Annotated in this window: 33 protein-coding genes; 21 read left to right on the top strand and 12 right to left on the bottom strand. The window is 70.2% G+C overall.

Translation table 11 applies throughout. From position 1 onward, the window contains the following. The first annotated feature begins 100 nt into the window (after window positions 1-100). Window positions 101-469, top strand: a complete 369-nt coding sequence (locus BM204_RS06540) for a hypothetical protein (RefSeq protein ID WP_143099671.1) — start codon at window positions 101-103, stop codon at window positions 467-469. Window positions 470-904: 435 nt separating this feature from the next. On the opposite strand, the gene BM204_RS23185 is transcribed toward BM204_RS06540, so the two are convergent. The 3 genes from BM204_RS23185 to BM204_RS06520 all read right to left on the bottom strand — a co-directional run bounded on the left by BM204_RS23185 (window position 905) and on the right by BM204_RS06520 (window position 4,480). Continuing rightward, a complete protein-coding gene (locus BM204_RS23185) occupies window positions 905-1,147 on the bottom strand; it encodes a toxin (protein WP_091111417.1) in 243 nt (80 codons plus the stop codon). Further along, window positions 1,144-1,377 (bottom strand): ribbon-helix-helix protein, CopG family, encoded by a 234-nt coding sequence (locus BM204_RS06525; RefSeq protein ID WP_246166362.1) that lies wholly within the window; start codon window positions 1,375-1,377, stop codon window positions 1,144-1,146. Before BM204_RS06525 ends, BM204_RS23185 begins: the two co-directional genes overlap by 4 nt. Window positions 1,378-2,095: 718 nt before the next feature. Then, entirely contained in the window at window positions 2,096-4,480 is a 2,385-nt protein-coding gene (locus tag BM204_RS06520) for an ATP-binding cassette domain-containing protein (RefSeq protein WP_091111414.1), read from the bottom strand. Window positions 4,481-4,624: 144 nt separating this feature from the next. On the opposite strand from BM204_RS06520, the gene BM204_RS06515 reads away from it, so the two are divergent. Next, window positions 4,625-5,050: an ATP-binding protein gene (locus BM204_RS06515; protein WP_091111412.1), complete on the top strand. Its 426-nt coding sequence runs from the start codon at window positions 4,625-4,627 to the stop codon at window positions 5,048-5,050. Between the two features lies 1 nt (window position 5,051). Next, window positions 5,052-5,870 carry an RNA polymerase sigma factor SigF gene (locus BM204_RS06510; RefSeq protein ID WP_091111411.1) on the top strand — a complete coding sequence of 273 codons (819 nt, stop codon included), beginning with the start codon at window positions 5,052-5,054 and terminating at the stop codon, window positions 5,868-5,870. 11 nt (window positions 5,871-5,881) lie between these two features. On the opposite strand, the gene BM204_RS06505 is transcribed toward BM204_RS06510, so the two are convergent. After that, window positions 5,882-6,310, bottom strand: coding sequence for a hypothetical protein (locus BM204_RS06505; protein ID WP_091111409.1), 429 nt, complete (start codon window positions 6,308-6,310; stop codon window positions 5,882-5,884). 203 nt (window positions 6,311-6,513) lie between these two features. On the opposite strand from BM204_RS06505, the gene BM204_RS06500 reads away from it, so the two are divergent. Further along, complete coding sequence (locus BM204_RS06500) at window positions 6,514-6,765, top strand: WhiB family transcriptional regulator (RefSeq protein WP_091111408.1); 252 nt, start codon at window positions 6,514-6,516, stop codon at window positions 6,763-6,765. A 3-nt stretch (window positions 6,766-6,768) separates the two neighbouring features. On the opposite strand, the gene BM204_RS06495 is transcribed toward BM204_RS06500, so the two are convergent. Next, complete coding sequence (locus BM204_RS06495; protein ID WP_091111406.1) at window positions 6,769-8,244, bottom strand: sensor histidine kinase; 1,476 nt, start codon at window positions 8,242-8,244, stop codon at window positions 6,769-6,771. 43 nt (window positions 8,245-8,287) lie between these two features. Here BM204_RS06495 and BM204_RS06490 point away from each other — a divergent pair, with 43 nt between their 5' ends. The 7 genes from BM204_RS06490 (at window position 8,288) to BM204_RS22555 (ending at window position 12,750) form a co-directional block, all read left to right on the top strand. After that, window positions 8,288-9,181: a DUF2785 domain-containing protein gene (locus BM204_RS06490; RefSeq protein ID WP_307725913.1), complete on the top strand. Its 894-nt coding sequence runs from the start codon at window positions 8,288-8,290 to the stop codon at window positions 9,179-9,181. A gap of 13 nt (window positions 9,182-9,194) precedes the next feature. Next, window positions 9,195-10,865 (top strand): acetolactate synthase, encoded by a 1,671-nt coding sequence (locus BM204_RS06485; RefSeq protein ID WP_091111405.1) that lies wholly within the window; start codon window positions 9,195-9,197, stop codon window positions 10,863-10,865. Continuing rightward, on the top strand, window positions 10,865-11,368 hold the full coding sequence (locus BM204_RS06480) for a GNAT family N-acetyltransferase (protein WP_091111403.1): 504 nt from the start codon (window positions 10,865-10,867) through the stop codon (window positions 11,366-11,368). Before BM204_RS06485 ends, BM204_RS06480 begins: the two co-directional genes overlap by 1 nt. After that, window positions 11,368-11,763: a thioesterase family protein gene (locus tag BM204_RS06475; RefSeq protein WP_091111402.1), complete on the top strand. Its 396-nt coding sequence runs from the start codon at window positions 11,368-11,370 to the stop codon at window positions 11,761-11,763. The genes BM204_RS06480 and BM204_RS06475 overlap by 1 nt, the downstream gene beginning before the upstream one ends. A gap of 62 nt (window positions 11,764-11,825) precedes the next feature. Next, a complete protein-coding gene (locus tag BM204_RS23635) occupies window positions 11,826-11,900 on the top strand; it encodes a 50S ribosomal protein bL37 (RefSeq protein ID WP_371863162.1) in 75 nt (24 codons plus the stop codon). Window positions 11,901-12,021: 121 nt separating this feature from the next. Beyond that, on the top strand, window positions 12,022-12,465 hold the full coding sequence (locus BM204_RS06470; protein ID WP_177223715.1) for an NUDIX domain-containing protein: 444 nt from the start codon (window positions 12,022-12,024) through the stop codon (window positions 12,463-12,465). 114 nt (window positions 12,466-12,579) lie between these two features. Further along, entirely contained in the window at window positions 12,580-12,750 is a 171-nt protein-coding gene (locus BM204_RS22555; RefSeq protein WP_170259212.1) for a hypothetical protein, read from the top strand. Window positions 12,751-12,848: 98 nt separating this feature from the next. On the opposite strand, the gene rsrA is transcribed toward BM204_RS22555, so the two are convergent. The 4 genes from rsrA to BM204_RS06450 form a co-directional block, all read right to left on the bottom strand. Further along, window positions 12,849-13,145: a mycothiol system anti-sigma-R factor gene (rsrA, locus tag BM204_RS06465; protein WP_091111398.1), complete on the bottom strand. Its 297-nt coding sequence runs from the start codon at window positions 13,143-13,145 to the stop codon at window positions 12,849-12,851. Next, window positions 13,142-13,807 (bottom strand): sigma-70 family RNA polymerase sigma factor, encoded by a 666-nt coding sequence (locus tag BM204_RS06460; RefSeq protein WP_246166365.1) that lies wholly within the window; start codon window positions 13,805-13,807, stop codon window positions 13,142-13,144. Before BM204_RS06460 ends, rsrA begins: the two co-directional genes overlap by 4 nt. Window positions 13,808-13,879: 72 nt before the next feature. Next, window positions 13,880-14,527: an alpha/beta hydrolase family protein gene (locus BM204_RS06455; protein ID WP_091111397.1), complete on the bottom strand. Its 648-nt coding sequence runs from the start codon at window positions 14,525-14,527 to the stop codon at window positions 13,880-13,882. Then, window positions 14,524-15,288, bottom strand: coding sequence for an SOS response-associated peptidase (locus BM204_RS06450; protein ID WP_091111396.1), 765 nt, complete (start codon window positions 15,286-15,288; stop codon window positions 14,524-14,526). The genes BM204_RS06455 and BM204_RS06450 overlap by 4 nt, the downstream gene beginning before the upstream one ends. 99 nt (window positions 15,289-15,387) lie before the next feature. On the opposite strand from BM204_RS06450, the gene BM204_RS06445 reads away from it, so the two are divergent. From BM204_RS06445 to rsgA, 3 genes are read left to right on the top strand one after another with little or no spacing between them, the layout of a single operon-like run. Further along, complete coding sequence (locus BM204_RS06445; RefSeq protein ID WP_091111394.1) at window positions 15,388-15,918, top strand: DoxX family protein; 531 nt, start codon at window positions 15,388-15,390, stop codon at window positions 15,916-15,918. A gap of 20 nt (window positions 15,919-15,938) precedes the next feature. Continuing rightward, window positions 15,939-17,207 carry a 3-phosphoshikimate 1-carboxyvinyltransferase gene (gene aroA, locus BM204_RS06440; protein ID WP_091111392.1) on the top strand — a complete coding sequence of 423 codons (1,269 nt, stop codon included), beginning with the start codon at window positions 15,939-15,941 and terminating at the stop codon, window positions 17,205-17,207. 52 nt (window positions 17,208-17,259) lie between these two features. Beyond that, window positions 17,260-18,255: a ribosome small subunit-dependent GTPase A gene (gene rsgA / locus BM204_RS06435; protein WP_091111390.1), complete on the top strand. Its 996-nt coding sequence runs from the start codon at window positions 17,260-17,262 to the stop codon at window positions 18,253-18,255. 5 nt (window positions 18,256-18,260) lie between these two features. On the opposite strand, the gene BM204_RS06430 is transcribed toward rsgA, so the two are convergent. Beyond that, window positions 18,261-18,710: a DUF2231 domain-containing protein gene (locus BM204_RS06430; protein ID WP_091111389.1), complete on the bottom strand. Its 450-nt coding sequence runs from the start codon at window positions 18,708-18,710 to the stop codon at window positions 18,261-18,263. A 36-nt stretch (window positions 18,711-18,746) separates the two neighbouring features. On the opposite strand from BM204_RS06430, the gene BM204_RS06425 reads away from it, so the two are divergent. From BM204_RS06425 to BM204_RS06410, 4 genes are all read left to right on the top strand, one after another. Then, window positions 18,747-19,646 (top strand): inositol monophosphatase family protein, encoded by a 900-nt coding sequence (locus tag BM204_RS06425; RefSeq protein WP_307725914.1) that lies wholly within the window; start codon window positions 18,747-18,749, stop codon window positions 19,644-19,646. A gap of 74 nt (window positions 19,647-19,720) precedes the next feature. Further along, window positions 19,721-20,152, top strand: coding sequence for a CBS domain-containing protein (locus BM204_RS06420; RefSeq protein ID WP_091111386.1), 432 nt, complete (start codon window positions 19,721-19,723; stop codon window positions 20,150-20,152). A 119-nt stretch (window positions 20,153-20,271) separates the two neighbouring features. Continuing rightward, window positions 20,272-20,937, top strand: coding sequence for an SDR family NAD(P)-dependent oxidoreductase (locus tag BM204_RS06415; protein WP_091111384.1), 666 nt, complete (start codon window positions 20,272-20,274; stop codon window positions 20,935-20,937). Between the two features lie 58 nt (window positions 20,938-20,995). Next, window positions 20,996-21,364, top strand: a complete 369-nt coding sequence (locus BM204_RS06410) for an FKBP-type peptidyl-prolyl cis-trans isomerase (protein WP_091111383.1) — start codon at window positions 20,996-20,998, stop codon at window positions 21,362-21,364. A gap of 84 nt (window positions 21,365-21,448) precedes the next feature. Here the strand turns inward: BM204_RS06410 and BM204_RS06405 are convergent, their stop codons facing one another. Both BM204_RS06405 and BM204_RS06400 read right to left on the bottom strand, forming a co-directional pair. Next, window positions 21,449-21,694 (bottom strand): RNA-binding S4 domain-containing protein, encoded by a 246-nt coding sequence (locus BM204_RS06405; protein ID WP_091111381.1) that lies wholly within the window; start codon window positions 21,692-21,694, stop codon window positions 21,449-21,451. 5 nt (window positions 21,695-21,699) lie between these two features. Further along, window positions 21,700-22,989 carry a DUF445 domain-containing protein gene (locus BM204_RS06400; RefSeq protein ID WP_091111380.1) on the bottom strand — a complete coding sequence of 430 codons (1,290 nt, stop codon included), beginning with the start codon at window positions 22,987-22,989 and terminating at the stop codon, window positions 21,700-21,702. Window positions 22,990-23,057: 68 nt separating this feature from the next. On the opposite strand from BM204_RS06400, the gene BM204_RS06395 reads away from it, so the two are divergent. The 3 genes from BM204_RS06395 (at window position 23,058) to BM204_RS06385 (ending at window position 25,851) form a co-directional block, all read left to right on the top strand. Beyond that, the gene (locus BM204_RS06395; RefSeq protein WP_091111378.1) at window positions 23,058-23,468 is read left to right on the top strand and encodes an FAD synthase family protein; all 411 of its coding nucleotides are present in this window, start codon (window positions 23,058-23,060) and stop codon (window positions 23,466-23,468) included. Window positions 23,469-23,566: 98 nt separating this feature from the next. Continuing rightward, on the top strand, window positions 23,567-25,141 hold the full coding sequence (locus BM204_RS06390; RefSeq protein ID WP_091111377.1) for an MXAN_6640 family putative metalloprotease: 1,575 nt from the start codon (window positions 23,567-23,569) through the stop codon (window positions 25,139-25,141). 128 nt (window positions 25,142-25,269) lie between these two features. Continuing rightward, window positions 25,270-25,851 carry a hypothetical protein gene (locus tag BM204_RS06385; RefSeq protein ID WP_143099670.1) on the top strand — a complete coding sequence of 194 codons (582 nt, stop codon included), beginning with the start codon at window positions 25,270-25,272 and terminating at the stop codon, window positions 25,849-25,851. Window positions 25,852-25,888 lie beyond the last annotated feature (37 nt).

Raw genomic sequence — 25,888 nt, 5'->3', positions numbered from 1 at the left:
CTGCCGCGTAGCGTGCGCTCGAAGACGCACGCTTCTGCCGCGTAGCGTGCGCTCCGGTCGATCTGCGGCCAGGGAACTGGGAGCTAGTAGCGTGCGTCTCATGGTCATGGCAGCGGTCATCCGAATCTCCGTCCTAGCGGCCGCCTCGTTGACTCTTTCCGCGTGCACCAGCGCCAGCACCACAGTGCGGGACGGCGGCGACGGGGGCTGTGTGAGCGGTTACGTCCACGTCGTCGAGGCAGCAAACTGGCGTGGTCTTTCGGAAGCGATGTTGACCTCCACCGAGTGGGGCTCCGTGGCGTCTGTGCGGACCCAAGCGCAGGGGGGCGAAATCGGCTCTGGTGACGTCGATGTGCTTCGAGTGGTTGACCTCCTCGACAAGCGCGAGCGACGCCTGGTGCAAGTGGACGTTTGGCGCACGGAAGAGGGAACGTGGCGTTTCGGCGACTGGGGTCAGTGCATCGACTAGCAACGTGGTCGACGCTCGCTCATGCCGCGAGCTGCGCGGTCGCACCCAGAGTCGCGCACGCGGGCAGCGGCCCGGCATCATGGGCAGATGTCCAAGAAGCGTCAGTCGGCGTGGCGCGTCGCCGTTCGCCGCTCCGACGGTTCGACCCTGTACTACGCCGAGCGGACGTCACGACAGGGTCAGTCGGAGTGGACGCCACGCGTGAACCAAGCCCACGTCTTTGCCACGGAGAACGAGGCAGCTGCGTTCGCTGGCTCGTGCTCAACCAACGCGGACGCCATCGAGTACCTGGTGCAGCGAGTCTGACCAGGTCCGCCCGACCCTGCCGCGATCCGGGCGGCGTCTCACAACCGGCGGCATCGGCCCTCGGGTCTGTTGCACGGTCAGGCGATGAACCTTGGGTGTTCAGTCCGGCGCGGATGAATGCCAGCACTACTAGGGCAGGAGGTCCAGGTACTTCTTGCGAGCTGGCATGGCGTGGATGACGATCACATCGCCGCTGTCGAAGACCAGAACAACCGTCTCCAGGAGCCGGGTCCTGGTGTCGAAACCCAGGCGCAACTCCCGGCGTGGTGGGCCGCCTTCGTCGAGGGGCTCGATCCACAGCGACCACTCTGCCGCCTGGGTTGCGTCCTCCGATGAGACTCCGTGCCTGAGCGCGCTCGGGTGGACCTTCACGCAGCGAAGTGGGCCAGCGCAGCCCGGATCGCCTCGGACCTGCTCATGTCGCTCTTAGCTGCGGCCAGGTCAAGAGCGTCGAGTTCCTCGACGGTCAGCCGCACCGCCACAACTTGCATCGGTTCAGCCCCACGACCAGGACGCCCACGACCCTGACGCTGCAGCTCCTCAACGTCGTATCCCGCTTCGGCCTCGTCGGCCCACTTCTGGATCTGTTCCTCGCTCACCATGCGCATATCGTATAACGAAAATGAGGGCGGTTCCAGAGGCCGAGCTATGTCGATCTGATGGCCGGTGCGGACGCCCTGGTACTACTGATCTGGGGCCACCCTCCCGGCGGGTAAGAGTCCCGGGACGTGGTGGGGTTGGGGTAGGTCGGCGGGGACTCTGCCTCACGCTCCCTGCTGGACACGTCCTTCGTTCCGTCCGCGCCCGGTCGAACCGCTGGTGGCAACAGATTGGCAACACCAGAGCTGTAAACAGCCCGATCGAGCCAACATCGCCCCATCACGAAAAGCGTGTGTGCTCTGCGGTTTCGTCGATTTCCAACTACTTCCGATCGTCGTCAGATGGCTCTCCGAGTGCGGGGTTCAGGAGTGACTCGGTGACTCAATGGTCTGGGGTCATGCTGTCCGCAGAGAGTCCGCAGGACGTCCGTCAGCGGCCATCGGCGGATCACGACCACCAACGCATCAGCGCAGGTCAGCCCGCATGTGCCAACATCTGTCATCTACAGTCGTTGAGCCTGACCTACAAGGAGACCAAGAAGTGAGCCCGAGGGGCGAGCTTGCTCGTCCCCTCGCGGCGAACGCCGCAGGTGCTGGCGCGCAGCGTCAGCAGACCAAGAAGTGAGCCCGAGGGGCGAGCTTGCTCGTCCCTCGGCAGGTCGCTGACCTTCTGATCGTCCCTCGCCCCCGGCCCCGCAAGGAGCCGGGGGCGAGGTGCGTCTCAGCCGGAGACGTAGGCGGCGAGGTGCTGCCCGGTGAGCGTCGAGCCGTCGGCGACGAGAGCCGCCGGCGGGCCCCCGAAGACGATCGTGCCGCCGTCGTGGCCGGCGCCGGGTCCGAGGTCGATGATCCAGTCGGCGTGGGCCATCACGGCCTGGTGGTGCTCGATGACGATCACCGACAGCCCCGACTCCACCAGCCGGTCGAGCAGACCGAGCAGCTGCTCGACGTCGGCGAGGTGGAGGCCGGTGGTCGGCTCGTCGAGGACGTAGACCTCACCCTTCTCCGCCATCTGCGTGGCCAGCTTGAGCCGCTGCCGCTCGCCGCCCGAGAGCGTCGTGAGCGGCTGCCCGAGGCTGAGGTAGCCCAGCCCGACGTCGGAGAGCGTGTCGAGGATCTTGTGGGCCGCCGACACCTTGGCATCGCCCTCGGCGAAGAACACGGTGGCCTCGCTGACCGACATCCTCAGCACCTGGCTGATGTTCTTGCCCCCGAACGTGTAGTCCAGCACCGACGCCTGGAACCGCCGCCCCTCGCACTCCTCGCAGGGCGACTCCACCGTGGCCATGACGCCGAGCTCGGTGAAGATCACCCCGGCGCCGTTGCAGGTCGAGCAGGCACCTTCGGAGTTGGAGCTGAACAGCGCCGGCTTGACCCCGTTGGCCTTCGCGAAAGCCTTGCGGATCGGCTCCAGCAGACCGGTGTACGTCGCCGGGTTGCTGCGCCGCGATCCCTTGATGGCGCTCTGGTCGACCGACACGACACCGTCTCGACCCAGCACGGAGCCGGTCACCAGCGAGCTCTTGCCCGACCCAGCGACACCGGTCAGGACGCAGAGCACGCCGAGGGGGATGTCGACGTCCACACCCCTCAGGTTGTGGGCCGTCGCTCCCCGGACCTCGAGCACACCCGCGGGCGTCCGGACGTCGTCCTTGAGCCGTGCACGGTCGTCGAGGTGCCGACCGGTGGTCGTGTCGCTGGACCGAAGGCCCTCGACCGTGCCCTCGAAGCAGATGGTGCCCCCGCCGGTGCCCGCACCCGGGCCGATGTCGACGACGTGGTCCGCGATCGCGATCGTCTCCGGCTTGTGTTCCACGACCAGGACGGTGTTGCCCTTGTCGCGCAGCTGGAGCAGCAGCTGGTTCATCCGCTCGATGTCGTGCGGGTGGAGACCGATGGTGGGCTCGTCGAAGACGTAGGTGACGTCGGTGAGCGAGGACCCGAGGTGGCGGATCATCTTGGTCCGCTGGGCCTCACCGCCGGACAGGGTCCCGGAGGGACGGTCCAGCGAGAGGTAGCCCAGGCCGATCTCGGTGAACGAGTCGAGCAGGTGCTGGAGCCCGGCCAGCAGGGGGGCGACCGACGGCTCCTCCAGCTCGCGCACCCAGTCGGCCAGGTCGCTGATCTGCATCGCGCAGAGGTCCGCGATGTTCCGGCCCCGGATCTTCGACGACAGTGCCTCCTGAGTCAGCCGGGTCCCGCCGCAGTCGGGGCAGCGCTGGAAGGTGACCGCCCGCTCAACGAAGCGGCGTACGTGCGGCTGCATGGCCTCGGGGTCCTTGGACAGCATCGACTTCTGGATCTTGGGGATGATCCCGTCGAAGGTCAGGTTGATGCCTTCGACCTTGATCTTGGTCGGCTGCGCGTAGAGCATCGTGGCGAGCTGCTTCTTCGTGAACGACGAGATCGGCTTGTCCATGGGCAGCCCTACGCCCTCGAACAGCCGGCCGTACCAGCCGTCCATGGAGTAGCCCGGGATGGTCAGCGCGCCGTCGCTCAGGGACAAGGTGTCGTCGTAGAGGGCGGTGAGGTCGATGTCGCTCACGTTGCCCGTGCCTTCGCACCGCGGGCACATGCCACCGAGGTAGACGGCGTCCTTCACGACGCTCTTCTCGACGCGACCACCCTTGTCGGTCGACATCACCCCGCTCGCCGTGCGCGTCGGGACGTTGAAGGAGAACGCCGTCTGCGGCCCGATGTGGGGATCGCCGAGGCGGCTGAACAGGATCCGCAGCATCGCACTGGCGTCGGTCGCGGTGCCGACCGTCGAGCGTGGGTTGGCCCCGAGCCGCTCCTGGTCGACGATGATCGCGGTCGTCAACCCCTCGAGGAGGTCGACCTCAGGACGCGCCAGCGACGGCATGAACCCCTGCACGAACGCGCTGTAGGTCTCGTTGATCATCCGCTGCGACTCCGCGGCGATGGTGCCGAAGACCAACGAGCTCTTGCCGGAGCCCGAGACGCCGGTGAAGACGGTGAGCCGTCGCTTCGGGATCTCGACGTCGACGTCGCGCAGGTTGTTCACCCGAGCGCCGTGCACCCGGATCAGGTCGTGGCTGTCAGCCACGTGCCGTATCTCCGACGGATCTGCGCTCTGCTGCGTCATGGCGAGGACGCTACCGGCGTTTGTGCGGACCGGTCACCGGGTACAGCCCGGACGTCTCCTGCGGGCTCACCTCGTTCCCCCCACCCACGGCGGCGACCGGCAGTAGGGTCAGCCGACCGCTTCGCACCAACGAAGGACGTAGACATGTCTGTGACGGGCACCGCTCACCCGGGCGGCCACCAGAGCGATCGAGCCGACGTCGAGCTGCGCCTCCCCGCCGACAGCGCCTACGCGTCGGTGCTGCGCACCACCGCGGCGGGACTCGCGGCCCGGCTCGACTTCACCATCGACGACATCGAGGACCTGCGCATCGCGGTGGGCGAGGCCAACGCGATGGTGCTGCCCGAGGCGGACCCGGGCTCGGACCTCACGTGCCGCTTCTACCTCGCGCCCGGCACGCTCACGATCGCGGTGAGCGTGGCGTCGCTCGGCGCGGCGGCACCCGACCGCGACAGCTTCGCCTGGCAGGTGCTGACCACGTTGGCCACCAGCGCGACGGCCGAGTCGGTCGACGACCAGTTCGTGGTGACGTTGACGATGCACTCCTCCATCGCCGGAGTCGGCCTCTGACATGGACCTTCACCCCCCTCGGGACGAACTCCCGGACGATGAGGAACAGCTGACCGGGGTCGAGCTCACCCGCAAGCGCAGTGCCGCGCTCTTCGTCGTCTTCCACGACGAGGGCGAGTCACAGGCCAAGCGCGACGGCGCCCGCGACGGGCTGGTGCACCTGCACCTGCCCCTGGTCGAGCACTGCGCACGACGCTTCCGCAACCGCGGGGAGCCCTTCGAGGACCTGGTCCAGGTCGGCACCATCGGTCTCATCAAGTCGATCGACCGGTTCGACTCCTTCCGCGGCGTGGAGTTCTCCACCTACGCCACCCCCACGATCATCGGTGAGATCAAGCGCTACTTCCGGGACAAGGGCTGGGCGATCCGGGTGCCGCGGCGGCTCCAGGAGCTGCGGATGCAGATCGGCGCCGCGACCGCCGAGCTCACCCAGTCGCTGGGGCGCTCCCCCACGGTGCGCGAGCTCGCCGAGAACATCGGCTGCAGCGTCGAGGAGATCGTCGAGGGCATCGAGTCCAGCAACGCCTACTCCACGCTCTCCCTCGACGCCTCGGACGACTCCGACGACTCGGCTGCGTCCATGCTCGACGCCATCGGCGTCCATGACGCCGGGCTCGAGCACGTAGAGATCCGCGAGTCGCTCAAGCCGTTGCTCGACCGCCTGGAGCCGCGGGAGAAGAAGATCCTGCTGCTGCGCTTCTTCAAGAACATGACGCAGTCGCAGATCGCCGAGGAGATCGGCGTGTCCCAGATGCACGTGTCCCGCCTGCTGACGCGCACGCTCGAGCAGCTCCGTACGTCGCTGGAGCAGCAGGACTGAGCCGCTGGCCGTCACTCCTCCGTGGCGCCGCGCTCCCCGGTCGGGTCGTCGGCCAGCACGTCGGTGGTGGCGGGGTGGACCATCCCCGCGATCACGACCAGTGCCGTTGCCGCCATCACGATCGCGACCGGCCAGAACTCCCGCAGGTTCCACGCCAGCCCCAGCTGGATGAGCTGGGTCAGCAGGACCGGCCCGCGGGCCCACCCCTGTCGGCGGGTGAGCGCCAGGGCGCAGCCCACCATGGCGACGCCGTAGACACCGAAGAACACGCTGGTGGTGACGCCCATCGACATGCGTTGCGAGGACAGGTGGGCGATCTCCAGCAGGGCCAGCAGCACCAGGAGTCCACCCTGCACAGCGGTCAGCGAGGCCGCCACCGTGAGCGGGGGCGGGTTGCCGGGCCGGTGGTCGGGGCCCTCGAGGGGAGCAGGTGTCGACACCCTGGCAGCGTACGGGGCATCCCAGGGCCGTGCCTCTGACATCTCTGTGATCCAACGAACCACCCCAAAGGCTTGATCCGCGGGGCAAATGTTGCAATTCTGTTCAAGCGCTCGTGATCACCTTCACTAATGCGGCGTCCGGCGCGCCCGCAGGCCTGAGAACCCCTGCCTGCACTCACTGCGAAAGAGAGATCCACCACCCCATGGATTGGCGTCACCGTTCCGCGTGCCTCGATGAGGATCCGGAGCTGTTCTTTCCGATCGGCAACACCGGTCCGGCCATCCTCCAGATAGAGGAGGCCAAGCAGGTCTGCCGACGCTGCGACGTGCGCGAGCTCTGCCTCTCGTGGGCGATCGAAGCAGGCCAGGATCACGGCGTATGGGGTGGGCTGAGCGAGGATGAGCGCCGCGCGCTCAAGCGACGCAACGCCCGCTCGCGCGTCCGCACCGCCTGAGCGTCACTCCAGCGGTACGTCGATCCCCGCCCGGGTGCCTGCGCCGTCGGGGCGTGGGCCCAGCGTGAGCTGGCCGCCCAGCTCCGACTCCACCAGCGTCCGGACGATCGACAGACCCAGGTTGGTCGACCCGTCGAGGTCGAAGCCCTCGGGCAGACCACGGCCGTCATCGTCCACGGTCATCGTCAACCTCCCCACCAGGCGCTGCACCGTGACCGTGATCAGTCCGATGGTCGTGGCGTCCTCGGCGTCGTAGCCGTGCTCCACGGCATTCTGGAGCACCTCGGTGAGCACCATGGCCAGGGCGGTGGCGGACTCGGACGGCAGGACTCCGAACGACCCCTCGCGGCGCACCCGGACCCGGCCGCCGGACGAGCCGACGTCGGTCACCATGCTGCCCAGGCGGTCGGCGATCTCGTCGAACGCGACGGTCTCCTCGACTGCCTGGCTCAGCGTCTCGTGCACGATCGCGATCGAGCCGACCCGTCGTACGGCCTCCTCGAGGGCCAGCTTGGCCTCCTCGGAGTCGATCCGGCGTGCCTGGAGCCGCAGCAGCGCCGCGACCGTCTGCAGGTTGTTCTTCACGCGGTGATGGATCTCGCGGATGGTGGCGTCCTTGGTGATCAGCTCGCGGTCGCGACGGCGCAGGTCGGTGACGTCGCGGACCAGGATCAGGCCGCCGATGTGCTCCCCTTGCGGGCGCAGCGGGATCGCGCGGACGATCAGGGAGACCTGGTCGCTGCCGATCTCGGTGTCGCGGTGGGCCCGTCCCCCGAGCACGGCGCTCAGAGTCTCCTCGTCGGGGCGCCGCCGCGGTGGCACCAGCTGGCGGGTGAGGTCGGCCAGGCTGAGGCCGGTCAGGTCACCCGACAGGCCCAGCCGACGATAGACCGACAGGGCGTTGGGGCTCGCGTAGACGACCATCCCTGCGGCGTCCACCCGGAGGAAGCCGTCACCGACGCGGGGTGAGTCGGCATGGTCGCTGCGCTGCCCGACCTCGGGGAAGTGTCCGCCGGAGATCATCTGGGTGAGGTCGGCCGCCGTCTGGAGGTAGGACAGCTCGAGGCGGCTCGGGGTGCGCACGCCGAGCAGGTTGGTGTTGCGGGCGATCACGGCGATCACCCGGCCCGCGCGCCGCACCGGGATGGTCTCGACCCGGACCGGCACGTCGTCGCGCCACTCGGGGTCGCCCTCACGGACCAGCCGGCCGTGGGCCCACGCCTCGTCGAGCATCGGTCGACGCCCCACCGGCACGAACGTGCCGACGATGTCATCGATGTAGGCGGTCGGACCGGTCGTCGGACGCATCTGCGCCGCTGCCCAGAAGCCGTTTCCTCTCTGGTCGGGCAGCCAGAGCACCAGATCGGCGAACGAAAGGTCGGCGATGATCTGCCAGTCGGCCATGATCAGCTGCAGCCAGGTCACGTCCTCCTCGCCGAGGTCGGTGTGGCTGCGCACGAGCTCGATCATCGAAGGCACACCCCTGAGCGTAGGTGTTCACGACCCCGACATCCTCCCCGTCGTGACCTTTGGCAGGATGGACGTCATGTCGGCGGCGTACTGGAAGCAGGTTCACGACGACGACTTCGCCGTCCCCACCGACCGGTCGCTCTCGGACCTCACCGCGGAGCTGACCCGGCTGCTCGGGGACGCCGACCCCGACCTACGCGACGGCCTCGCGCTGCCGGCCCTCGCGACATGGGTGCAACGGGGCGTCTACGACGACCTGCTGCCCGGTCTCGGCGACGGCATGGCCGCCGGCCTGAGGGTCGGCCTCGGCGAGAGCGGCACCGACTCGGTCTTCCGCCGCAGCTTCTCCGTGCTGATCCTGGCGTGCTGCATCGAGCGCGACAACGACCGGCCGCTCGTCCCGGGCGGCAAGGTCCTCGAGTGGGGCGACCGGATCGCGACCTGGATGCTCACCGAGCAGGACCTGCGCGGCCACGTGCCCGGCAAGGGCTGGGCGCACGCCGTGGCCCATGGCGCAGATGCCCTCGGCGCCCTCGCCGCCTCGCCCCACGTCGGGGTCGGGGAGCTGACCGTGCTGCTCGACGTCATCGCCGAGCGACTGGTCGCACCGGTCGACGTCCTCTTCACCGCAGGTGAGTCCGACCGGCTGGCCGTGGCCGCCATGAGCGTGCTGCGTCGCAACCACGTGCCTCTCGACCTGATCGAGATCTGGGTCGACACGCTCTCCGCCGCCGCCCGTCACCAGCACGACGGCACCGATCGTGACCCCTACCTGCGCGCCGGCAACACCGAGGCCTTCCTGAGGGCTCTCTACCTCCAGCTGGCCCTCGGGCAGCGCCCCCCCGGCGTACGCGCGGACCTGCTGCTGCTCCTCGTGGAGGCGCTTCGCTCCACCAACCCGCACTACCTGGGCGCCAGGGTGGCTGCTCCGGCCGGGGAGTCCTGAGTAGCCTGCGGGCATGACTCAGGAAGAGACCACCGACGCCGTCCTCGACGGCCACTCCGGCGCGCTGGCCGTCGCCGTCGCCCGTGCCTACGGCGTGGAGACCATGTTCACGCTGTCGGGGGCCCATGTGTTCCCGATGTACGACGGAGCCGTCAAGGCCGACCCGCCCATGCGCCTGTTGGACGTGCGTCACGAGCAGACCGCGGCGTTCGCCGCGGAGGCAACCGGCAAGCTTACCCGCGTGCCCGGCCTCGCCGTGCTGACTGCCGGACCGGGCGTGACCAACGGCGTGAGCGCGATCGCCCAGGCGCAGTTCGCCGGCTCCCCGATGGTGGTCGTCGGTGGTCGCGCCCCGGCCAACCGCTGGGGCAGCGGCAGCCTCCAGGAGCTCGACCAGCCGCCCATCGTCGCCTCGGTCTCCAAGATGGCGACCACGCTCCACACCGCCGGCGACATCCTCGGCGGCATGGACCGGGCCTTCAACGCTGCCGGCTCCTCGCACCGCGGCCCGGTCTTCGTCGACGTCCCGATGGACGAGTTCTTCAACGCCTCCTCCGGCCCGGCCCCCGTGCGTTCCTCCACCCGTGGTGCGGAGCCCGACGGCGACGCCATCGCGAAGATCGCCGGGCTGCTGGCCTCGGCCGCGCGCCCCGTGCTGATCCTCGGCACCGACGTGTGGGCCGACGGCGCCGAGGTCGCCGCGCTGCGCTTCGTCGAGGCCATCGGCATCCCGACGATCACCAACGGCATGGGCCGCGGCGTGATCCCCGGAGGCCACCGCCTGCTGGCGACCAAGGCCCGCGGCCAGGCCCTGAGCGGTGCGGACCTGGTCGTCGTGGTCGGCACCCCGCTGGACTTCCGGCTCGGCTACGGCATCTTCGGCGGCAAGGACGGCACGGAGCCTGCCCAGGTCGTGCACGTCGCGGACTCCCCCGGCCAGGTCTCCGGCCACGCCACCCTCGCAACATCGGTCTCCGGCGACCTGACATCGGTCTTCGACGGCCTCCAGGCTGCGCTCGAGCGCGGCTCCAAGCCCGACTGGTCCACCTGGGTCTCCTCGCTGCAGGACACGGTGGCCGCCACCACCGCGCGCGACCTGGAGCTGCTGCGCGCCGAAGCCGACCCGATCCACCCCGCCCGCATCTACGGCGAGCTGGTCCCCCGGCTGGCCGAGGACGCCGTCGTCATCGGCGACGGCGGCGACTTCGTGTCCTTCGCCGGCAAGTTCGTCGAGCCGAAGCGCCCCGGCGGCTGGCTCGACCCCGGCCCCTACGGCTGCCTCGGCGCCGGACTGGGAGCGGCGATCGCGGCCCGCCTGGCCCGACCGTCCTCGCAGGTGGTGCTGCTGCTCGGCGACGGCGCCGCGGGCTTCTCGCTGATGGACGTCGACACCCTGGTCAGGCACAACCTGCCGGTCGTGATGATCATGGGCAACAACTCCGCCTGGGGCCTGGAGAAGGGCCCCATGCAGATGCTCTACGGCTATGACGTGATCGCCGATCTCGCGCCGCGAACGGCCTACGAGGAGGTCGTCAAGGCACTCGGCGGAGCCGGGGAGATGGTCACTGACCCGCGCCAGATCGGCCCGGCGATCGACCGTGCCTTCGCCTCCAACGTGCCCTACCTGGTCAACGTGATCACCGACGTGGACGCGGCCTACCCACGCTCCACGTTCGGGATCTGATGCTGCTGCGCCTCGCGACGCCCGAGGACCACGAGGTCGTCGGACGCGCTACGGTGGCCGCCTACTCCCCCTTCATCGGGGGCGAGCGGCCCGACACGGGCTACGTCGAGCAGCTCCGAGACGCCGCCCGCCGGGCCGAGGAGGCCGACCTGTGGGTGGCCTGCTCGGCCGACGGGGCGGTGCTCGGCTCCGTCACGATCTGCCCCGAGGGCTCGCCGTGGCGCGAGCTCGCCCGCCCGGGCGAGGGCGAGTTCCGGATGCTCGCGGTCGACCCGGCCGCACAGGGGCAGGGCGTCGGCCGGGCCCTGGTCGAGCACGCGCTGGCGCACTTTCGTGTGTCCGGGGCGTCGGGGGTCGTGCTGTGCAGCATGGCCGAGATGACCGCGGCCCACGCGCTCTACGGCCGGCTCGGGTTCGAACGGGAGCCCGCGCTCGACTGGTCGCCGGCCCCGGGCGTCGAGCTGTTGTCCTTCCGCCTCACCTTCGCGATGCAGGAGTCCTGATGAGCGATCCGTCGACGGCTGCCCTCACCTTCGTCGTGGGTGAGGAAGACACCGCGCTCGCCGTGGGGTCGGGCTCGCTGCCCGTCCTCGGCACCCCACGCCTCCTGGCCTGGCTGGAGGCGGCCACCTGTGCGGCGATCGAGCCCGCGCTCCCCGAGGGCTCGACCAGCGTGGGAACGCGCATGACGCTCGAACACCTCGTCGCGAGCCCCGTCGGCCAGGAGGTGGAGGTGACCGCCTCGTCGTCGTACGTCGACGGGCGGCTGCACCGCTTCACCGTCGCCGCACGGCACGTGAGCGGCGGGGCCGCCGGGAAGGTCGTCGGGACCGGCGAGGTGACGCGGGTGGTGGTCGACGCGGAGAAGTTCCTGGGGCGGATTTCGCCTCCGTCGTGAAGTTTGGGACACTGTTGCCTGAATGGCCCTCGATGGGTCGCATTGGATTCCAGGAGGACACCATGGGCAAGACCGGACGCAAGCGCCGCGCTCGCAAGAAGAAGGCCGCCAACCACGGCAAGCGCCCCAACGCCTGAGCACCTGCTCGGCAGTTGATGCACTGGACCCCCCGCCTCTCGGCCGGGGGTTCGTTGCATTTCGGGGTGCGGGTCGCCGTGCGGGGTGCGGGTCGCCGTGCGCCTAGGGCAGGCTGACGGCGTGACGTCCTCCACCTCCCCGCTGCCGGTCCGCGTCGCCGCCGGCGTGCTCGTGCGTCGCGACGACCTCCTGCTGCTGCAGCGACGGGGCGACGACGGCACTTGGGGCGTTCCGGGCGGCCCGCTCGAGCCCGGTGAGTCACTGGAGCAGACGGCCCGACGCGAACTGCTGGAGGAGACGGGCCTCTCGGCGGGGGCCCTGACCCTGCTGGACGTCTACTCCGGCCCGGAGTTCCGCGTGCGCTACCCCGACGGCTTCGAGGCCTACGTCGTCGGCGCGACGTTCGAGACCTCGGACGTCACCGGGGCCCTGGTGGCCGACGGCGAGGAGACGCGGGAGCTCGCGTGGTTCCCGGTCGAGTCGCTGCCCACACCCCTGAGCGCCTACACGCGGGCGCTGCTCGCGCAGGTGGACATCGTCACTGCCGGCACGATCCGCGACTAGCACGACGAGGACGGCTGGGGCGTCCTCGACTCCCCTGCCACGCCCGGAGGGTGCTGGTTCCACGTCTCGATCACCCTGCGCGACGGCGCGCTCCGCCCTCTCGTCGGTGACCAGGTGCACTTCACCTACGAGGCGGCGGACCAGGACGGGTGCTCGTGGCGAGCGTTGGTCGTCTGGCTACCCGGCGTCGACCTGGCGCGACGCCCGTCCGAGCCCCTGCCGCCCTCCGATGCCTACCGGAGCGCGCTGACGGTGACCTTCGACGGCCCTGGGCTCGTCGAGTGACGCAACGAGCATGCGCTGGGGCCCTCTTGACCTGCCGGATGCGTCACTCGACGCTCACCCGAGCCGCCGTACGACGTCGAACAGGACCCCTCAGCAGCTCAGCTCTCGGTGATCTGCACCTGGACCGCGCGGAGCTTGAAGAGCACGCGCTCACGCAGGTCGCTGGGTGCGGTCTCGGAGCACGAGCGGGCGACGACGGACTTCACTGTGCGCTGCAGGTCGTACTTGACCAGGCAGGGGTTGCAGGTGTCGAGGTGGAGCTGCACGGCGGCGCAGTCGGCCTCGTCGAGCTCCTTGTCGATGAAGTAGACGATGCGCTCGAGGTAGTCGACGCACTGCTCCTTCGACACCTCGTCGTGGGTGTGGTCCTGGCTGTGGTCCTGGTCGTGGCTCATGACGCGCCTCCGTCGGTGACGACCCGCAGCAGGTCGTTGGTGCGGACGTAGTCGGAGAGCATGTCGCGGAGCTGACGGCGACCGCGGTGCAGCCGCGACATCACCGTGCCGATGGGCGTTTCCATGATCTCGGCGATCTCCTTGTAGGCGAAGCCCTCGACGTCGGCGAGGTAGACCGCGAGGCGGAACTCCTCGGGCAGGCGCTGGAGCGCGTCCTTGACCTGCGAGTCCGGCAGGTGCTCGAGCGCCTCCATCTCGGCGGACTTGAGCCCGGTCGAGGTGTGCGACTCGGCGCGCGCGAGCTGCCAGTCCTCGACGTCCTCGGACATCGACTGCTGCGGCTGGCGCTGCTTCTTGCGATAGGTGTTGATGAAGGTGTTGGTGAGGATCCGGTAGAGCCACGCCTTGAGGTTGGTCCCGGGTCGGAACTGGTGAAACGAGGAGTAGGCCTTGGCGAACGTCTCCTGGACGAGGTCCTCTGCATCGGCGGGGTTGCGGGTCATCCGCATCGCCGCCGAGTAGAGCTGGTCGAGGAACGGCAGGGCGTCCCGCTCGAAGCGCGCGCTGCGGTTGGCCTCGGTCTCCGTGGCCACATCGATGTCGGCGTCCGGGGGGAGGTCTGCGGCGAGGTCGACGTCAGGGTCGACAGGAGTCTCAGTCATCGCCCCCCAGCCTAGCGGGGACGTGACCATGGTCGGTCGTTCCAGCAAGTCCATCACGCTCTACAGAACACGTCATCGCGCAGATGAATTCCCGGTGACCTGGCGGACGATCCACTCCAGCGTCGCCTCGACCACGATCCCCATCGCCTCCTCCTGGCTGATGTCGGCTCGCGCCGGGACCTTTAGGCCGTGGTCGGCAGCCGGCACGACGCACAGCTCGGTGCTGCCCGGGAACTCGTCGGGCCTGCCCATCGTGTCCCGCTCGCCCTGGATCACCAGGGTGGGCAGCCGCGAGCCGCGGAGCTCGTCGACCCGGCTCTTCTCAGGATGTCCAGGGGGGTGGAGGGGGAACGAGAGGGCCAGGCAGCCAACGGCCCCCAGCAGGCGCGCGGTGCGTACGGCGGAACGTGCGCCGGCAGATCGCCCTCCGACGATCAGGGGCACCCGTCCGCGCAGGTTGTCGGCTGCCGATCGCAGGCCGGCGTCCAGGGTGGCCGGTGGAGTGGCGATCTTGCGGCCGGCCCGGCGCCAGGGCTGCTCGAAGCGCACGACGGTGATGCCGTGACGGGGCAGGTGCCGCGCGAGCGCCTCGAGGTCACGCGACTCGACACCACCACCGGCACCGTGGCTCACCAGCAACGTGGCCAGCGTGTGGCGGGCCCGGTCGGTGACCAGGCGACCCTCGCCGTGGGGCGTGGGGATGATGCGTTCGGAGCTCACTCGACCACCTCGTCGATCGGCAGGTCGATCGGCAGAGGCTCGATCAGCTCAGGACCGTTGTTGCGGACGTCGGACACGAGCGTGGACACGGGGTAGGCCTCCAGGTTGCCGGGCGCTGCGGGCACGAGCAGGTCGAGCAGGGAGTCCTGCGGCGCGGCCGGGTCGAGCCACGCCGACCAGCGGTCGGGCTCGACCATCAGGGGCATCCGGTCGTGGATGTGGCCGACGGCGTCCTCGGCCTGCGTCGTGAGGACCGTGCACGTCCACCGGAAGCGCCCCGGGTCGTCGTCGGCGCGGGTCGGGTCGCGCCAGATCTCGTAGAGACCGGCCATGGCGAGCGTCGCGTGGTCCTGCGGCCGGATGAAGAAGGGCTGCTTGCGCGGCTTGCCGGCCGCGGTGAGCTGGGAGGTGGGGTACCACTCGAAGTAGCCGTCGGCCGGGAGCAGGCATCGACGCTTGGCGAAGGCGCGCTTGTAGGCCGGCTTCTCGGCCACGGTCTCCATGCGGGCGTTGATCATCTTGTTGCCGATGGAGGAGTCCTTGGCCCAGGAGGGCACCAGTCCCCAGCGCAGCACGCGCAGCTGGCGCTCCGCAGGCTCCTCGCTGTCCTTCGAGGGCGGCCGCTCCATCACCGCGTAGACCTCCTTGGTCGGAGCCACGTTGAAGTCCGGTGCCAGCGGCGTGTCCACCCGGCTCCGGACGATCTCGAACTCCTCGACCAGGTCCTCAGGTCGGCGGCTGGAGGCGTAGCGACCACACATGGCAGCAATCTAGTGCCCTCGTGCTCCCGCCCGGCAGAGCCTCGACGTCTCACCCCCTCAGGTGGGTGTGGGCGTCAGTGCGTCGGGTAGGAATGAGGCATGACCGTCAGCAGACTCATCGCCCGCCCCATGCTCGCCTCGATCTTCGTCGTCGGGGGCATCACCGCCCTCCGCAACGCCTCGGCCCTGGCCCCGAAGGCCGCACCAGTCACCGACAAGATCGTGCCCGCGGCCAAGAAGGCGGTGCCCTCCCTGCCCCTGACCGAGGACCCCGCCACCCTGGTGCGCATCAACGCGGTCGCCCAGCTGGTTGCCGCCGGGGCCCTCGCCACCGGCAGGGCGCCCCGGCTCTCCGCCGCGGTGCTCGCCGCCTCGCTGGTCCCCACGACCCTGGCCGGCCATCGCTTCTGGGAGGTCGACGACGCGCAGGCCCGCACCCAGCAGCAGCTGCACTTCTTCAAGAACGTCTCCCTCGTCGGTGGCCTCGTGATCGCCGCCGGTGACACCGACGGCAAGCCGGGCGTGGCCTGGCGAGCACGTCGCGTCGCCAAGGACGCCCGCCGCGAGGCCAAACACCTCGCGGGCTCTGCGCGCCGCGAGGCCAAGCTGGCCAAGGCACAGCTCACCTGACGACGCCCTAGAGTTCGGGTGTGACCGTCGCCGACCTGTGGCCTGCCCCGCGCTGCACCGAGCCCGTGGAGGCCGTCGTCTCCCTGCCCGGCAGCAAGTCGCTGACCAATCGCGCGCTCGTCCTCGCTGCGATCGCCGACCAGCCCTCCGTCGTACGACGGGCCCTGCGGTCGCGGGACACCTCACTGATGGCCTCGGCCCTGACCGCCCTCGGCTCGAGCGTCGACACCTCGGGCGAGGACTGGGTGGTCACCCCCGGGCCCTTCACCCGTGACGCGACCATCGACTGCGGGCTCGCAGGGACCGTGATGCGCTTCGTGCCGCCCGTGGCGGGGCTGGCGAGGGGGCGCGTCTCGTTCGACGGCGACCCCCACATGCGCAGGCGACCGGTCGGTGAGGTCCTGGGCGCCCTGTCCACGCTGGGGATCCGCGTCGAGGATGAGGGGCGCGGCTCCCTCCCCTTCACCCTCCACGGCGACGGTCACGTCAAGGGCGGGACCGTGGTGGTGGATGCCTCCGCGTCCTCGCAGTTCATCTCGGCGCTGCTGCTGGCCGGCGCCCGCTACGAGCACGGCGTCGACGTGCGCCACGACGGCAAGCCCGTGCCGTCCCTCCCCCACATCGACATGACGGTCGCGATGCTGCGCCAGCACGGTGTGGACGTCGACGACAGCGACGCCGACCGCTGGACGGTCGCCCCGGGCCCGGTGCGCGGCGTCGACCACCTGATCGAGCCCGACCTCTCCAACGCGGCGCCGTTCCTCGGGCTGGCCGCGCTCTCGGGCGGCTCGGTGACGGTCCGCGACTGGCCCCACGAGACCACCCAGGCCGGGGACGCACTGCGCGAGATCCTCACGCTGATGGGCTGCACGGTGACGTTCGTCGCCGACGGGGTCCGGGTCACTGGTCCCGACGAGCTCCAGGGCATCGACCACGACCTCCACGACGTCGGCGAGCTCGCGCCCGCGGTCGCCGCCCTGTGCGCCCTGGCCACCACGCCGTCGCACCTGCGCGGCATCGCGCACATCCGCGGCCACGAGACCGACCGCCTCGCCGCGCTCGCCACCGAGCTCAACGCCCTCGGCGCCGACGTCACCGAGCACCCCGACGGCTTGTCGATCACGCCGGCACCGCTCCACGGCGGGGTGTTCCACACCTACGCCGACCACCGGATGGCCCATGCCGGGGTGCTGGTCGCCGCAGCCGTCGACGGGGTCCTGGTCGAGGACGTCGCGACGACGAGCAAGACCTTTCCCGGCTTCGCCGACTTCTGGGCCGGGCTGCTGTGAGCACCGGACCGTGATGGGCCAGCGATGAGAGGCCAGCGATGAGGGGCCAGCCGTGAGCGTCCGGGGCCGCTACGACGAGAACGACCAGGAGCACTACGAACGACCCCGCCGCCGCACCCGCCCCCGCACCAAGGAGCGCCCGACCTACGACGACGCCGTCGAGGGGGTCGTGGTCACCGTCGACCGAGGTCGCTACACGCTGCTGGTCGACGGGCGCACCGTCATGGCGATGAAGGCCCGCCCCCTGGGCCGCAAGGGCGTCGTGGTGGGCGACCGGGTGCGGGTGGTCGGCGACGTCTCCGGCGACGACGGCTCGCTGAGCCGCATCGTCGAGGTGACCGAGCGCATCACCACGCTGCGCCGCACGGCCGACGACGACGACCCGGTCGAGCGCATCATCGTGGCCAACGCCGAGCAGCTGGTGATCGTCACGGCGCTCGCCGACCCGGAGCCCCAGCCGCGCCTGATCGACCGGGCGCTCGTGGCCGCCTTCGTGTCCGGCATGCAGCCGTTGCTCTGCCTGACCAAGTCGGACCTCGCCGATCCCGAGACGCTGCTCTCGACCTACCGCTCCCTGGGCGTGCACTGGGTCGTCACCCAACGCGGTGGCGAGCTCGATGCGGTGCGGGAGCGGCTCAGCGGCAAGACCAGCGTGATGATCGGCTCCAGCGGTGTCGGCAAGTCCACCCTGGTCAACGCCCTGGTGCCCGACGCCCACCGCGACGTCGGCGTCGTCAACGCGGTCACCGGGCGCGGTCGGCACACCTCGACGTCGGCCTACATGCTCGAGCTCCCCGGAGCCGACGGCTGGATCATCGACACCCCCGGCATCCGCTCCTTCGGCCTCGCCCACGTGCGGCCCGAGGACCTCATCGAGGCCTTCCCCGACCTCGACGAGATGACCGAGGAGTGCCCGCGCGGCTGCACGCACGGCACCGACGAGCCGGAGTGTGGTCTCGATGTGGCGGTCGCGGCGGGTAGCACCGACCCCGAGCGCGTGGAGTCGTTCCGACGACTGCTGACTGCGCGGAGCGTCTCGGACTACTGAGGCTCTCAGCCGTGGGTGCCGAACCACGCGATCTGCGCGCCCGCGTCACCCGTGAGCACGACGTAGGCGAGCGTGAGGATCGCGGTCGCACCGACCAGCAGGCTCAGGACGGTGCGCAGCACGCCGGTGCGGGCGTGCCACCACGCCGCGGCGAACGAGGCGATCGCGAAGGCGGTCATCGACAGGCGCAGGACCTCGGCGCGCTCCTCGTGCTCCTCGAGCAGCGGCTCCAGCGGACCGCCGTACGTGTTGGCCTCCGCGACCTGCTCCCCCGAGAGGTAGGCGACCCAGATGGACGCCAGGGCGACGGCCTCGAGGACCGCGAGCGGCCAGCGCAGCCAGTCGCGCCAGCGCGGCACAGTGGCGTAGAGGAGCCCGGTGGGGGCGGCGGGCGGCCCGAGCACGACGGCCGCGTGGACCACCAAGGCATGCAGGGGCAGACCGTTGATCTCCATGGCGAGACACCTAGGAGACGCGCAGGAACGTAGCCTGTGCCCGTGGCGACCGATTACACCGACGACCTCAGGCTCGCGCACGTGCTCGCTGACGATGCCGACTCCCTGACCACCGCTCGGTTCAAGGCACTCGACCTGCACGTGATGAGCAAGCCCGACCTGTCCCCGGTGACCGATGCCGACCAGGCCGTCGAGGAGGGCATCCGGCGCACCCTCTCGCGGGTCCGCTCGCGCGACGCGGTGACCGGTGAGGAGACCGGCTCGACCGGGCACAGCCAGCGTCGCTGGATCGTCGACCCCATCGACGGCACCAAGAACTTCGTGCGCGGCGTGCCCGTGTGGGCCACGCTCATCTCACTCGTCGTCGACGAGGAGGTCGTGCTCGGGGTCGTGTCGGCGCCGATGCTGCAGCGGCGGTGGTGGGCCTCGGTCGGCAACGGCGCCTGGACCGGCAGGTCGCTGCTCAAGGCGACAAGGTGCCAGGTCTCCGACGTACGACGCCTCGAGGACGCCTCGCTGTCCTATGCCTCGCTCCACGGCTGGGACGAGCGCGGACGGCTCGACGACTTCGTCTCGCTGATGCGGCGCTGCTGGCGCACGCGGGCCTATGGCGACTTCTGGTCCTACATGCTCCTCGCCGAGGGTGCCGTCGACCTGGCCGCCGAGCCAGAGCTGGAGGTCTACGACATGGCCGCGCTCGACATCATCGTGCGCGAGGCGGGCGGTCGCTTCACCTCGCTCGACGGCTCGGACGGCCCGTGGGGCGGCAACGTCGTCGCCTCCAACGGCCACCTGCACGACGCAGCCCTGTCGTTCCTCGGTGCCTCCGCCGGCGGCGGCGACGACGACCCCGACTGGCGCCAGGCCGGGTCGGCGTCGGTCTCCGACCTCAGCGCCCACCGCCGGCCCCGGCCGGACTCCCCCGGCTCCGACTGACCAGGTGGGACGGGGAACCACGCCTCAGACACGACCCCTGGCCAGGGTGTCGCACCGCGAGTAGCGTGACTCACATGCACATCGGCGACATCCTCCAGGCCAAGTCCTCCCAGGACGTCGTGACGATCGAGCCCGGGGCAGGGGTGCGAGAGCTGCTCGCCGCGCTCGCGGAGCACAACATCGGTGCCCTCATCGTGAGCGCCGACGGCGCCAGCCTCGACGGCATCGTCAGCGAGCGCGACGTCGTACGCCACCTGCACAGCGACGGCACGGTCATCAACAACACCGTCGCCGCGATCATGACCTCGGTCGTGGAGACGTGCTCCTCGGGCGACGACCTCGACCAGGTGATGCAGACCATGACCGAGCGTCGTTTCCGCCACATCCCGGTCGTCGACGACGGCGCCCTGGTCGGCATCATCAGCATCGGCGACGTCGTCAAGCACAAGATCGGTCAGCTCACCTTCGAGCGCGACCAGCTCGACCAGTACGTCCACCAGACCTGACGCTCACCATGACCGGCCGCTCCCTCGATGGCCGCGTCGTGCTGGTCAACGGCATCGTCCGCTGACGTGACAAGGCTCTCCCCTGGAACATCTGGTCCGCCAGAGCACTTGGACACTGCATGAATACCATCGCGATCATCGGAGCAGGAGCAGGTCTCGGCGCAGCAGTCGCCCGAAAGTTCGGCGCGGAGGGCTATGCCGTCGGCCTCCTCTCACGCAACCAGGCGCGCGTCGACGCGCTCGCCGACGAACTCGGCAGGGAGGGGTTCACCGCACGTGGCTTCGCCGCCGACGTGCGAGACCCTGAGTCCATCGCCGCGGCGCTGGAGCAGGTCACCGAGACCCTCGGGCCCATCGAGGTCCTTCAGTACAGCCCGCTGCCGCAGAAGGACTTCATGCGGCCCGTGCTCGAGACCACGCCCGCCGACCTCGTCGGACCCGTCGAGTTCTCCATCTACGGTCCTGTCGCGGCCGTGCACGCGGTCGTGCCGGGCATGCGCTTCCTCGGCGAGGACAAGGGCACGATCCTCTTCGTCAACGGCGGCTCCGCGGTCAAGCCCGGCCGCGACGTCACCGGCACGTCGGTCGCCTTCGCCGGCCAGGCGGCCTACGCCGAGCTGCTGCACGAGGTGCTCGGCGAGGAGGGGATCCAGGTCTCGCAGCTGATCATCGGCGGCCGGATCATCGAGGGCGACCCGGAGAAGGACCCAGCCGTGCTTGCCGGACACCTCTGGGACCTGCACACCAAGCGCGACCGCTTCCGCCACCAGGTCAGCGCCGACTGAGCCTTCGTTAGGCTCCACCGAACGCACCGCCCCAGCTACAGCTACCGAGAGGACCCCCATGGACAAGCCTGAGATCGACTTCTTCGACCCGGAGCCGCCGACCGACCTGGTCATCACCGACGTCACCGAGGGTGAGGGCGCCGAGGCCACCGCGGGCAACACCGTGTCCGTGCACTACGTCGGCGTGGCGCACTCGACGGGTGAGGAGTTCGACGCCTCCTACAACCGCGGGGAGCCGCTGCAGTTCCGCCTCGGCATCGGCCAGGTCATCTCTGGCTGGGACACCGGCGTGCAGGGCATGAAGGTCGGCGGCCGCCGCCAGCTCGTCATCCCGCCCCAGCTGGGTTATGGCGACCGTGGGGCCGGTGGCGCCATCAAGCCGGGCGAGACGCTGATCTTCGTCGTGGACCTGCTCGAGGTCCGCTGACCCCTGGGCACGACACCCCTGGGCACGACACCGCTGGGCACGACACCGCTGAGGCCGGTCCCCGCTGGGGCCGGCCTCGCCGTGTTACCAGGGCAGGTTGTCCGGCACGTCGCCGCTGGAGACGCGGGCGGCCTGGCCGCCGAGGGTGACCACGTCACCCTGCGCGAGCTGGCGGCCACGGCGTGTCTCGACGTCGCCGTTGACCTGCACCATGCCCGACACGATCAGCGGCTTGGCCTCGGCCCCGCTCTCCACGAGGTTGGCGAGCTTGAGGAACTGACCGAGGCGGATCGACTCGTCGCTGATCGGGACGTCCGTGGGCTCGCTCATGGCCTTTAGTGAACCAGCAGCGAGATCGCGTGGATCACGACCCCCACGAGACCACCGACGATCGTCCCGTTGATGCGGATGAACTGCAGGTCGCGTCCGACGTGCAGCTCGATCCGGTCCGCTGCCTCCTTGCCGTCCCAGCGCTCGATCGTGTGCGTGATGACCGCGGTGACCTCCTCGCCGTAGCGCTCGACGGCGAAGACCGCGATGTCGCTGGCCCGGGTGTCGATGCGCTCACGCAGGGTCGCGTCGGTGGAGAGCCGCTCGGCGAGCGAGGAGACCTCCAGCACCAGGCGTCGTCGTACGGCGCCCTCGGGGTCCTGCAGCGAGGCGGTCATGGCGCGCCGCAGGGCGTTCCACAGCGACACGCTGGAGGCGAGGACCGAGGGGTGGTCCAGGAGGCGGTCCTTGAGGCGCTCGGTGCGGGCCTGGGTGCTGGGGTTGTCGAGCAGGTCGCGGGCCAGCTGGGTGAGCATCGAGTCGAGCGCCCGGCGCGCGTGGTGGCGGGGGTCGGATCGGATGTCGCCCACCCACGTGACCATCTCGAGGTGGACGCGGGCGGTGACGCGAAGGTTGAGCCCGGGCGGCGCCCACCACGGCGCTCGCTCCCCCAGGACCTCCTGGACGGTGTCGGGGTTGTCCTCGAGCCAGGCGTGCAGCTCGGCGAGCGCCAGGTCGACCAGGCCGTGGTGCAGGTCGTCGTGGAGCGCCTCGGCGAGCAGTCCGCCCAGGAGCGGCGAGATCGGCTCCTCACGGAACCGCGGCACGAGCGCGTCGTGGACCAGGCTCTCGATGTGGTCGTCGCGCACCTTCGAGAGACCGATGGCAGCGACCTCGGCCACCTCGTCGACGACGCGGCGGGCATTGTCGGCGTCGGAGAGCCAGACCCCGACCCGCTCGGCGACCCGCGCCGAGTCGATGCGCTCGCGGATGATGTCCTCCTGGAGGAAGTTCTCCCCGACGAACTCCTCGAGGCCCCTGCCCAGCTCGTCCTTGCGTCTCGGGATCAGCGCGGTGTGCGGGATCGGGAGCCCCAGCGGGTGCCTGAAGAGCGCGGTCACGGCGAACCAGTCGGCGATCGCGCCGACCATGGAGGCCTCGGCCCCGGCGTTGACGAAACCCCAGAAGCCCTCCTCGCCGATCGTGAGGACGTAGACGGCAGCCGCGAAGAGCAACAGCGAGACCGCGACGGTCCGCATCCGTCGCAGCGCGCTGCGGCGCAGGGCATCAGCGGCGGGGTCGCCCGCAGCGAGGGCGGTAGGACGCGGGGTCGAGGGCGGCGCGGTCGTGGACATCGGGGCCATCCTTGCCTACCCGACCACGTGCGCGGCTCCCCCTCACGGGCGTGCGAGAATCTGGCCTCATGTCCACCGACGGGCCGCGCACGGTCATCACCTTCGGCACCTTCGACGTCTTCCACGTCGGACACCTACGCGTGATCGAGCGCGCTGCCGCGCTGGGTGACCGCCTCGTCGTCGGGGTCTCGGCCGACGAGCTCAACCTGCGCAAGAAGGGCCGCGAGCCCGTCTTCAGCCAGCGTGAGCGGCTCGAGATCGTGGCCGCGCTCAAGCCGGTCAGCGAGGTCTTCGTCGAGGAGAGCCTCGAGCTCAAGCGCCACTACATCCAGCACTACGCTGCCGACGTCCTCGTCATGGGGGACGACTGGGCCGGCAAGTTCGACGAGTTCGGCGACATCTGCGAGGTCGTCTACCTCACCCGCACTCCCGCCATCTCCACCACCGCCCTGATCGAGAAGATCTCCGCGGGCAGCTGAGAGGGCGTTTGTTCCCCCACCTGAGGGGGAGGCTCCGCACGAACCCGGTCCGCCGCTCCTGCGGTCGGGGCATCTCGAGATCGAGGGGAACCACCTCCATGCGTCGCACCATCGCCGCCGTCGTCGTGGCCATGAGCACGGCGGTCACCGTCCTGCCCGTGCTGTCCAGCCAGGCGGCCACGACCACCACCGCCGCCGCCACCACCACCGCCATCCGCGCCGTCGCGACGAGTGCCCCCGCGGCCGTCGACGACTCGCCAGGAGCGGTGCTCGACCGCGCCGTACGTGCCCTGCGTGGCAGCGGCACGGAGCGTGCCGCGTCGCCGCGCCCCGACGCCACGCTCGCGCTCACCGACCTCTACGCCGTCCGCTCGCGGCTCAGCGACGACGACCGGCTCCGCGCCGACGCGCTGCTCGCCCGACCCACCGACGGTGGGGGCGACCCCTTCGGCGACGGCTACAGCGCGCGCTCCACGCGGAAGTGCTCCCCCGTCGTGTGCCTCCACTGGGTGCGCTCCACGGCAGACGCCCCGCCCAGTGACCGGTGGGCGAAGAGGTCCCTCGCGATGATGAACAAGGTCTGGAGGTTCGAGGTCGGCAGGCTCGGCTACCGCCGCCCCGTCGCCGACCGCAGGATGGGAGGCAACAACACGTTCGACGTCTACCTCAAGGAGCTCGGCGGCCGCGGTGTCTACGGCTACTGCGCCCCGGAATACCGCGCACCGGGCAGCAAGTTCGTCGCCTCCGGCTTCTGCGTGCTCGACGACGACTTCGCCAAGGCCCAGTTCGGTGCCCCGCCGGCGCAGAGCCTGAAGGTCACCGCAGCCCACGAGTTCTTCCACGCGATCCAGTTCGCCTACGACTACCACGAGGACAAGTGGCTCCTGGAGTCCACCGCCACGTGGATGGAGGAGCGCTTCGCCGATGCGGTCAACGACAACCGTCAGTACCTCGGCGCCGGCCAGGTCCGCAACCCCGGCATCCCGCTCGACGTCTTCAACCCCGACGGTCTGACTCACTACGGCAACTGGGCCTTCTGGGAGTACCTCACCCAGCGCTACGGCAACGCCCTCGTCAAGAGCGTGTGGATCCAGGCCGGTGCCTTCAAGGGCGCCGGCAACCACTACTCCACGAAGGCCTTGAAGAAGGTGCTCGCCCGTCGAGGCGGCTTCACCGGGGTGTTCCGCTCCTACGCCGCCGCCAACGCGATCGCGGCCAAGGCCTACCCCGAGGGCAAGGCGTGGCCCTCGGCCCGGATCAAGAAGGCCTTCGTCCTCGGCAGGGCGTCGCGGCGCGGCGTCACCTCCACCCGCATCGACCACATGGCCGCCAGCCACGTGGTCTTCCGTCCTGGCTCCTCCCTCAAGGGCAAGCGGTGGAAGCTGCGGCTCGTCGTCGACGCCCCCAACCGCGCCACCGGCAGCGCCGCCTACCTCATCGTGAAGAAGCGCCAGGGCGCCTGGACCAAGAAGCCCATCGCGCTGACCCGCAAGGGCATCGGCTCGGCGAGCTTCACCTTCAGCCGCAACGCCGTCGAGAGCGTGATCGTGACGCTGGTCAACGCCAACAGCAGCTTCCGCTGCTTCAAGCGGCAGCCCTTCTTCTCCTGCCAGGGCGTCCCCACGGGCGACAACCGCAAGTTCGTCGTCAAGGGCCAGGTCCTTCGCCGCTGACGGCACACGAGAGGCGCCCGGGTCGCCGCTAGACCACCGCGAAGCCTGACCGTTCGTCCGATCGGTCAGGCTTCGCTGCTTTCCCCAACAGAGGGGTTGCGGGTCGGGTAACTTGCTGAGCTGTGATGATGATCCATCCGCCACGGAAGCGACCGCTCTCGCGCTACGAGCGCGACGCGCGCATCGGCTACAGCGCCATGGGCGTCAGTGCCGTCGCCTTCGTGATGGTGATGGTCGCCTCCTTCGTGGTCATCAAGGTGGCGCCCAACCTCGACCTCGGCGTGCCGGCCGCCCTCGCACCGACCCAGACAGTCGTCAAGCACCCCGTCCTGAGCCCGGTCGCCGCACGCACTCCCCCGAGCCGGGAGACCGGTCGCCCCGGCGCAGGCTCCGTCGCCAGCGCGGTCACGCCCCAGGCCCCGGGCACCGTGCCCGCGGGCACCACCGACCCCGACCCCGACCCGGTCGAGCCCGTGGATCCCGGCCCCGTCGAGCCGGAACCGGTCGACCCCGACCCCGTGGATCCCGAGCCGGGGCGTCCCGGCGTCGCGTCGGGCCTCGTGGACCCCGTGGTCGAGGGCGTCACCGGGACGCTCGACCAGCTCACGGGCGGCGCGACGGAGCCGGTCACCGGTCCGGTGGGCGGGGTGACCGACGACGTCACCGACACGGTCGACGGTCTCGTCGGCGGGCTGCTCGGCACCCCCTGACCCTCAGGTAGGCGGCGTTCCTGCCGATGAAGTCCTC

This window comes from Nocardioides psychrotolerans, assembly GCF_900113685.1.
Taxonomy (GTDB): domain Bacteria; phylum Actinomycetota; class Actinomycetes; order Propionibacteriales; family Nocardioidaceae; genus Nocardioides; species Nocardioides psychrotolerans.
Note: the sequence above shows the minus strand (reverse complement) of the source record. Positions and strands in the feature narration are given on the sequence as shown.

Bases quoted from the DNA above. Each gene is read 5' to 3' on its own strand.
- BM204_RS06540 (WP_143099671.1), top strand. From the start codon at position 101: ATGGTCATGGCAGCGGTCATCCGAATCTCCGTCCTAGCGGCCGCCTCG.
- BM204_RS06525 (WP_246166362.1), bottom strand. From the start codon at position 1,377: ATGGTGAGCGAGGAACAGATCCAGAAGTGGGCCGACGAGGCCGAAGCG.
- BM204_RS06520 (WP_091111414.1), bottom strand. From the start codon at position 4,480: ATGACGCAGCAGAGCGCAGATCCGTCGGAGATACGGCACGTGGCTGAC.
- BM204_RS06515 (WP_091111412.1), top strand. From the start codon at position 4,625: ATGTCTGTGACGGGCACCGCTCACCCGGGCGGCCACCAGAGCGATCGA.
- BM204_RS06510 (WP_091111411.1), top strand. From the start codon at position 5,052: ATGGACCTTCACCCCCCTCGGGACGAACTCCCGGACGATGAGGAACAG.
- BM204_RS06500 (WP_091111408.1), top strand. From the start codon at position 6,514: ATGGATTGGCGTCACCGTTCCGCGTGCCTCGATGAGGATCCGGAGCTG.
- BM204_RS06485 (WP_091111405.1), top strand. From the start codon at position 9,195: ATGACTCAGGAAGAGACCACCGACGCCGTCCTCGACGGCCACTCCGGC.
- BM204_RS06480 (WP_091111403.1), top strand. From the start codon at position 10,865: ATGCTGCTGCGCCTCGCGACGCCCGAGGACCACGAGGTCGTCGGACGC.
- BM204_RS06475 (WP_091111402.1), top strand. From the start codon at position 11,368: ATGAGCGATCCGTCGACGGCTGCCCTCACCTTCGTCGTGGGTGAGGAA.
- rsrA (WP_091111398.1), bottom strand. From the start codon at position 13,145: ATGAGCCACGACCAGGACCACAGCCAGGACCACACCCACGACGAGGTG.
- BM204_RS06460 (WP_246166365.1), bottom strand. From the start codon at position 13,807: ATGACTGAGACTCCTGTCGACCCTGACGTCGACCTCGCCGCAGACCTC.
- BM204_RS06450 (WP_091111396.1), bottom strand. From the start codon at position 15,288: ATGTGTGGTCGCTACGCCTCCAGCCGCCGACCTGAGGACCTGGTCGAG.
- BM204_RS06445 (WP_091111394.1), top strand. From the start codon at position 15,388: ATGACCGTCAGCAGACTCATCGCCCGCCCCATGCTCGCCTCGATCTTC.
- BM204_RS06430 (WP_091111389.1), bottom strand. From the start codon at position 18,710: ATGGAGATCAACGGTCTGCCCCTGCATGCCTTGGTGGTCCACGCGGCC.
- BM204_RS06420 (WP_091111386.1), top strand. From the start codon at position 19,721: ATGCACATCGGCGACATCCTCCAGGCCAAGTCCTCCCAGGACGTCGTG.
- BM204_RS06415 (WP_091111384.1), top strand. From the start codon at position 20,272: ATGAATACCATCGCGATCATCGGAGCAGGAGCAGGTCTCGGCGCAGCA.
- BM204_RS06410 (WP_091111383.1), top strand. From the start codon at position 20,996: ATGGACAAGCCTGAGATCGACTTCTTCGACCCGGAGCCGCCGACCGAC.
- BM204_RS06405 (WP_091111381.1), bottom strand. From the start codon at position 21,694: ATGAGCGAGCCCACGGACGTCCCGATCAGCGACGAGTCGATCCGCCTC.
- BM204_RS06400 (WP_091111380.1), bottom strand. From the start codon at position 22,989: ATGTCCACGACCGCGCCGCCCTCGACCCCGCGTCCTACCGCCCTCGCT.
- BM204_RS06395 (WP_091111378.1), top strand. From the start codon at position 23,058: ATGTCCACCGACGGGCCGCGCACGGTCATCACCTTCGGCACCTTCGAC.
- BM204_RS06390 (WP_091111377.1), top strand. From the start codon at position 23,567: ATGCGTCGCACCATCGCCGCCGTCGTCGTGGCCATGAGCACGGCGGTC.
- BM204_RS06385 (WP_143099670.1), top strand. From the start codon at position 25,270: ATGATCCATCCGCCACGGAAGCGACCGCTCTCGCGCTACGAGCGCGAC.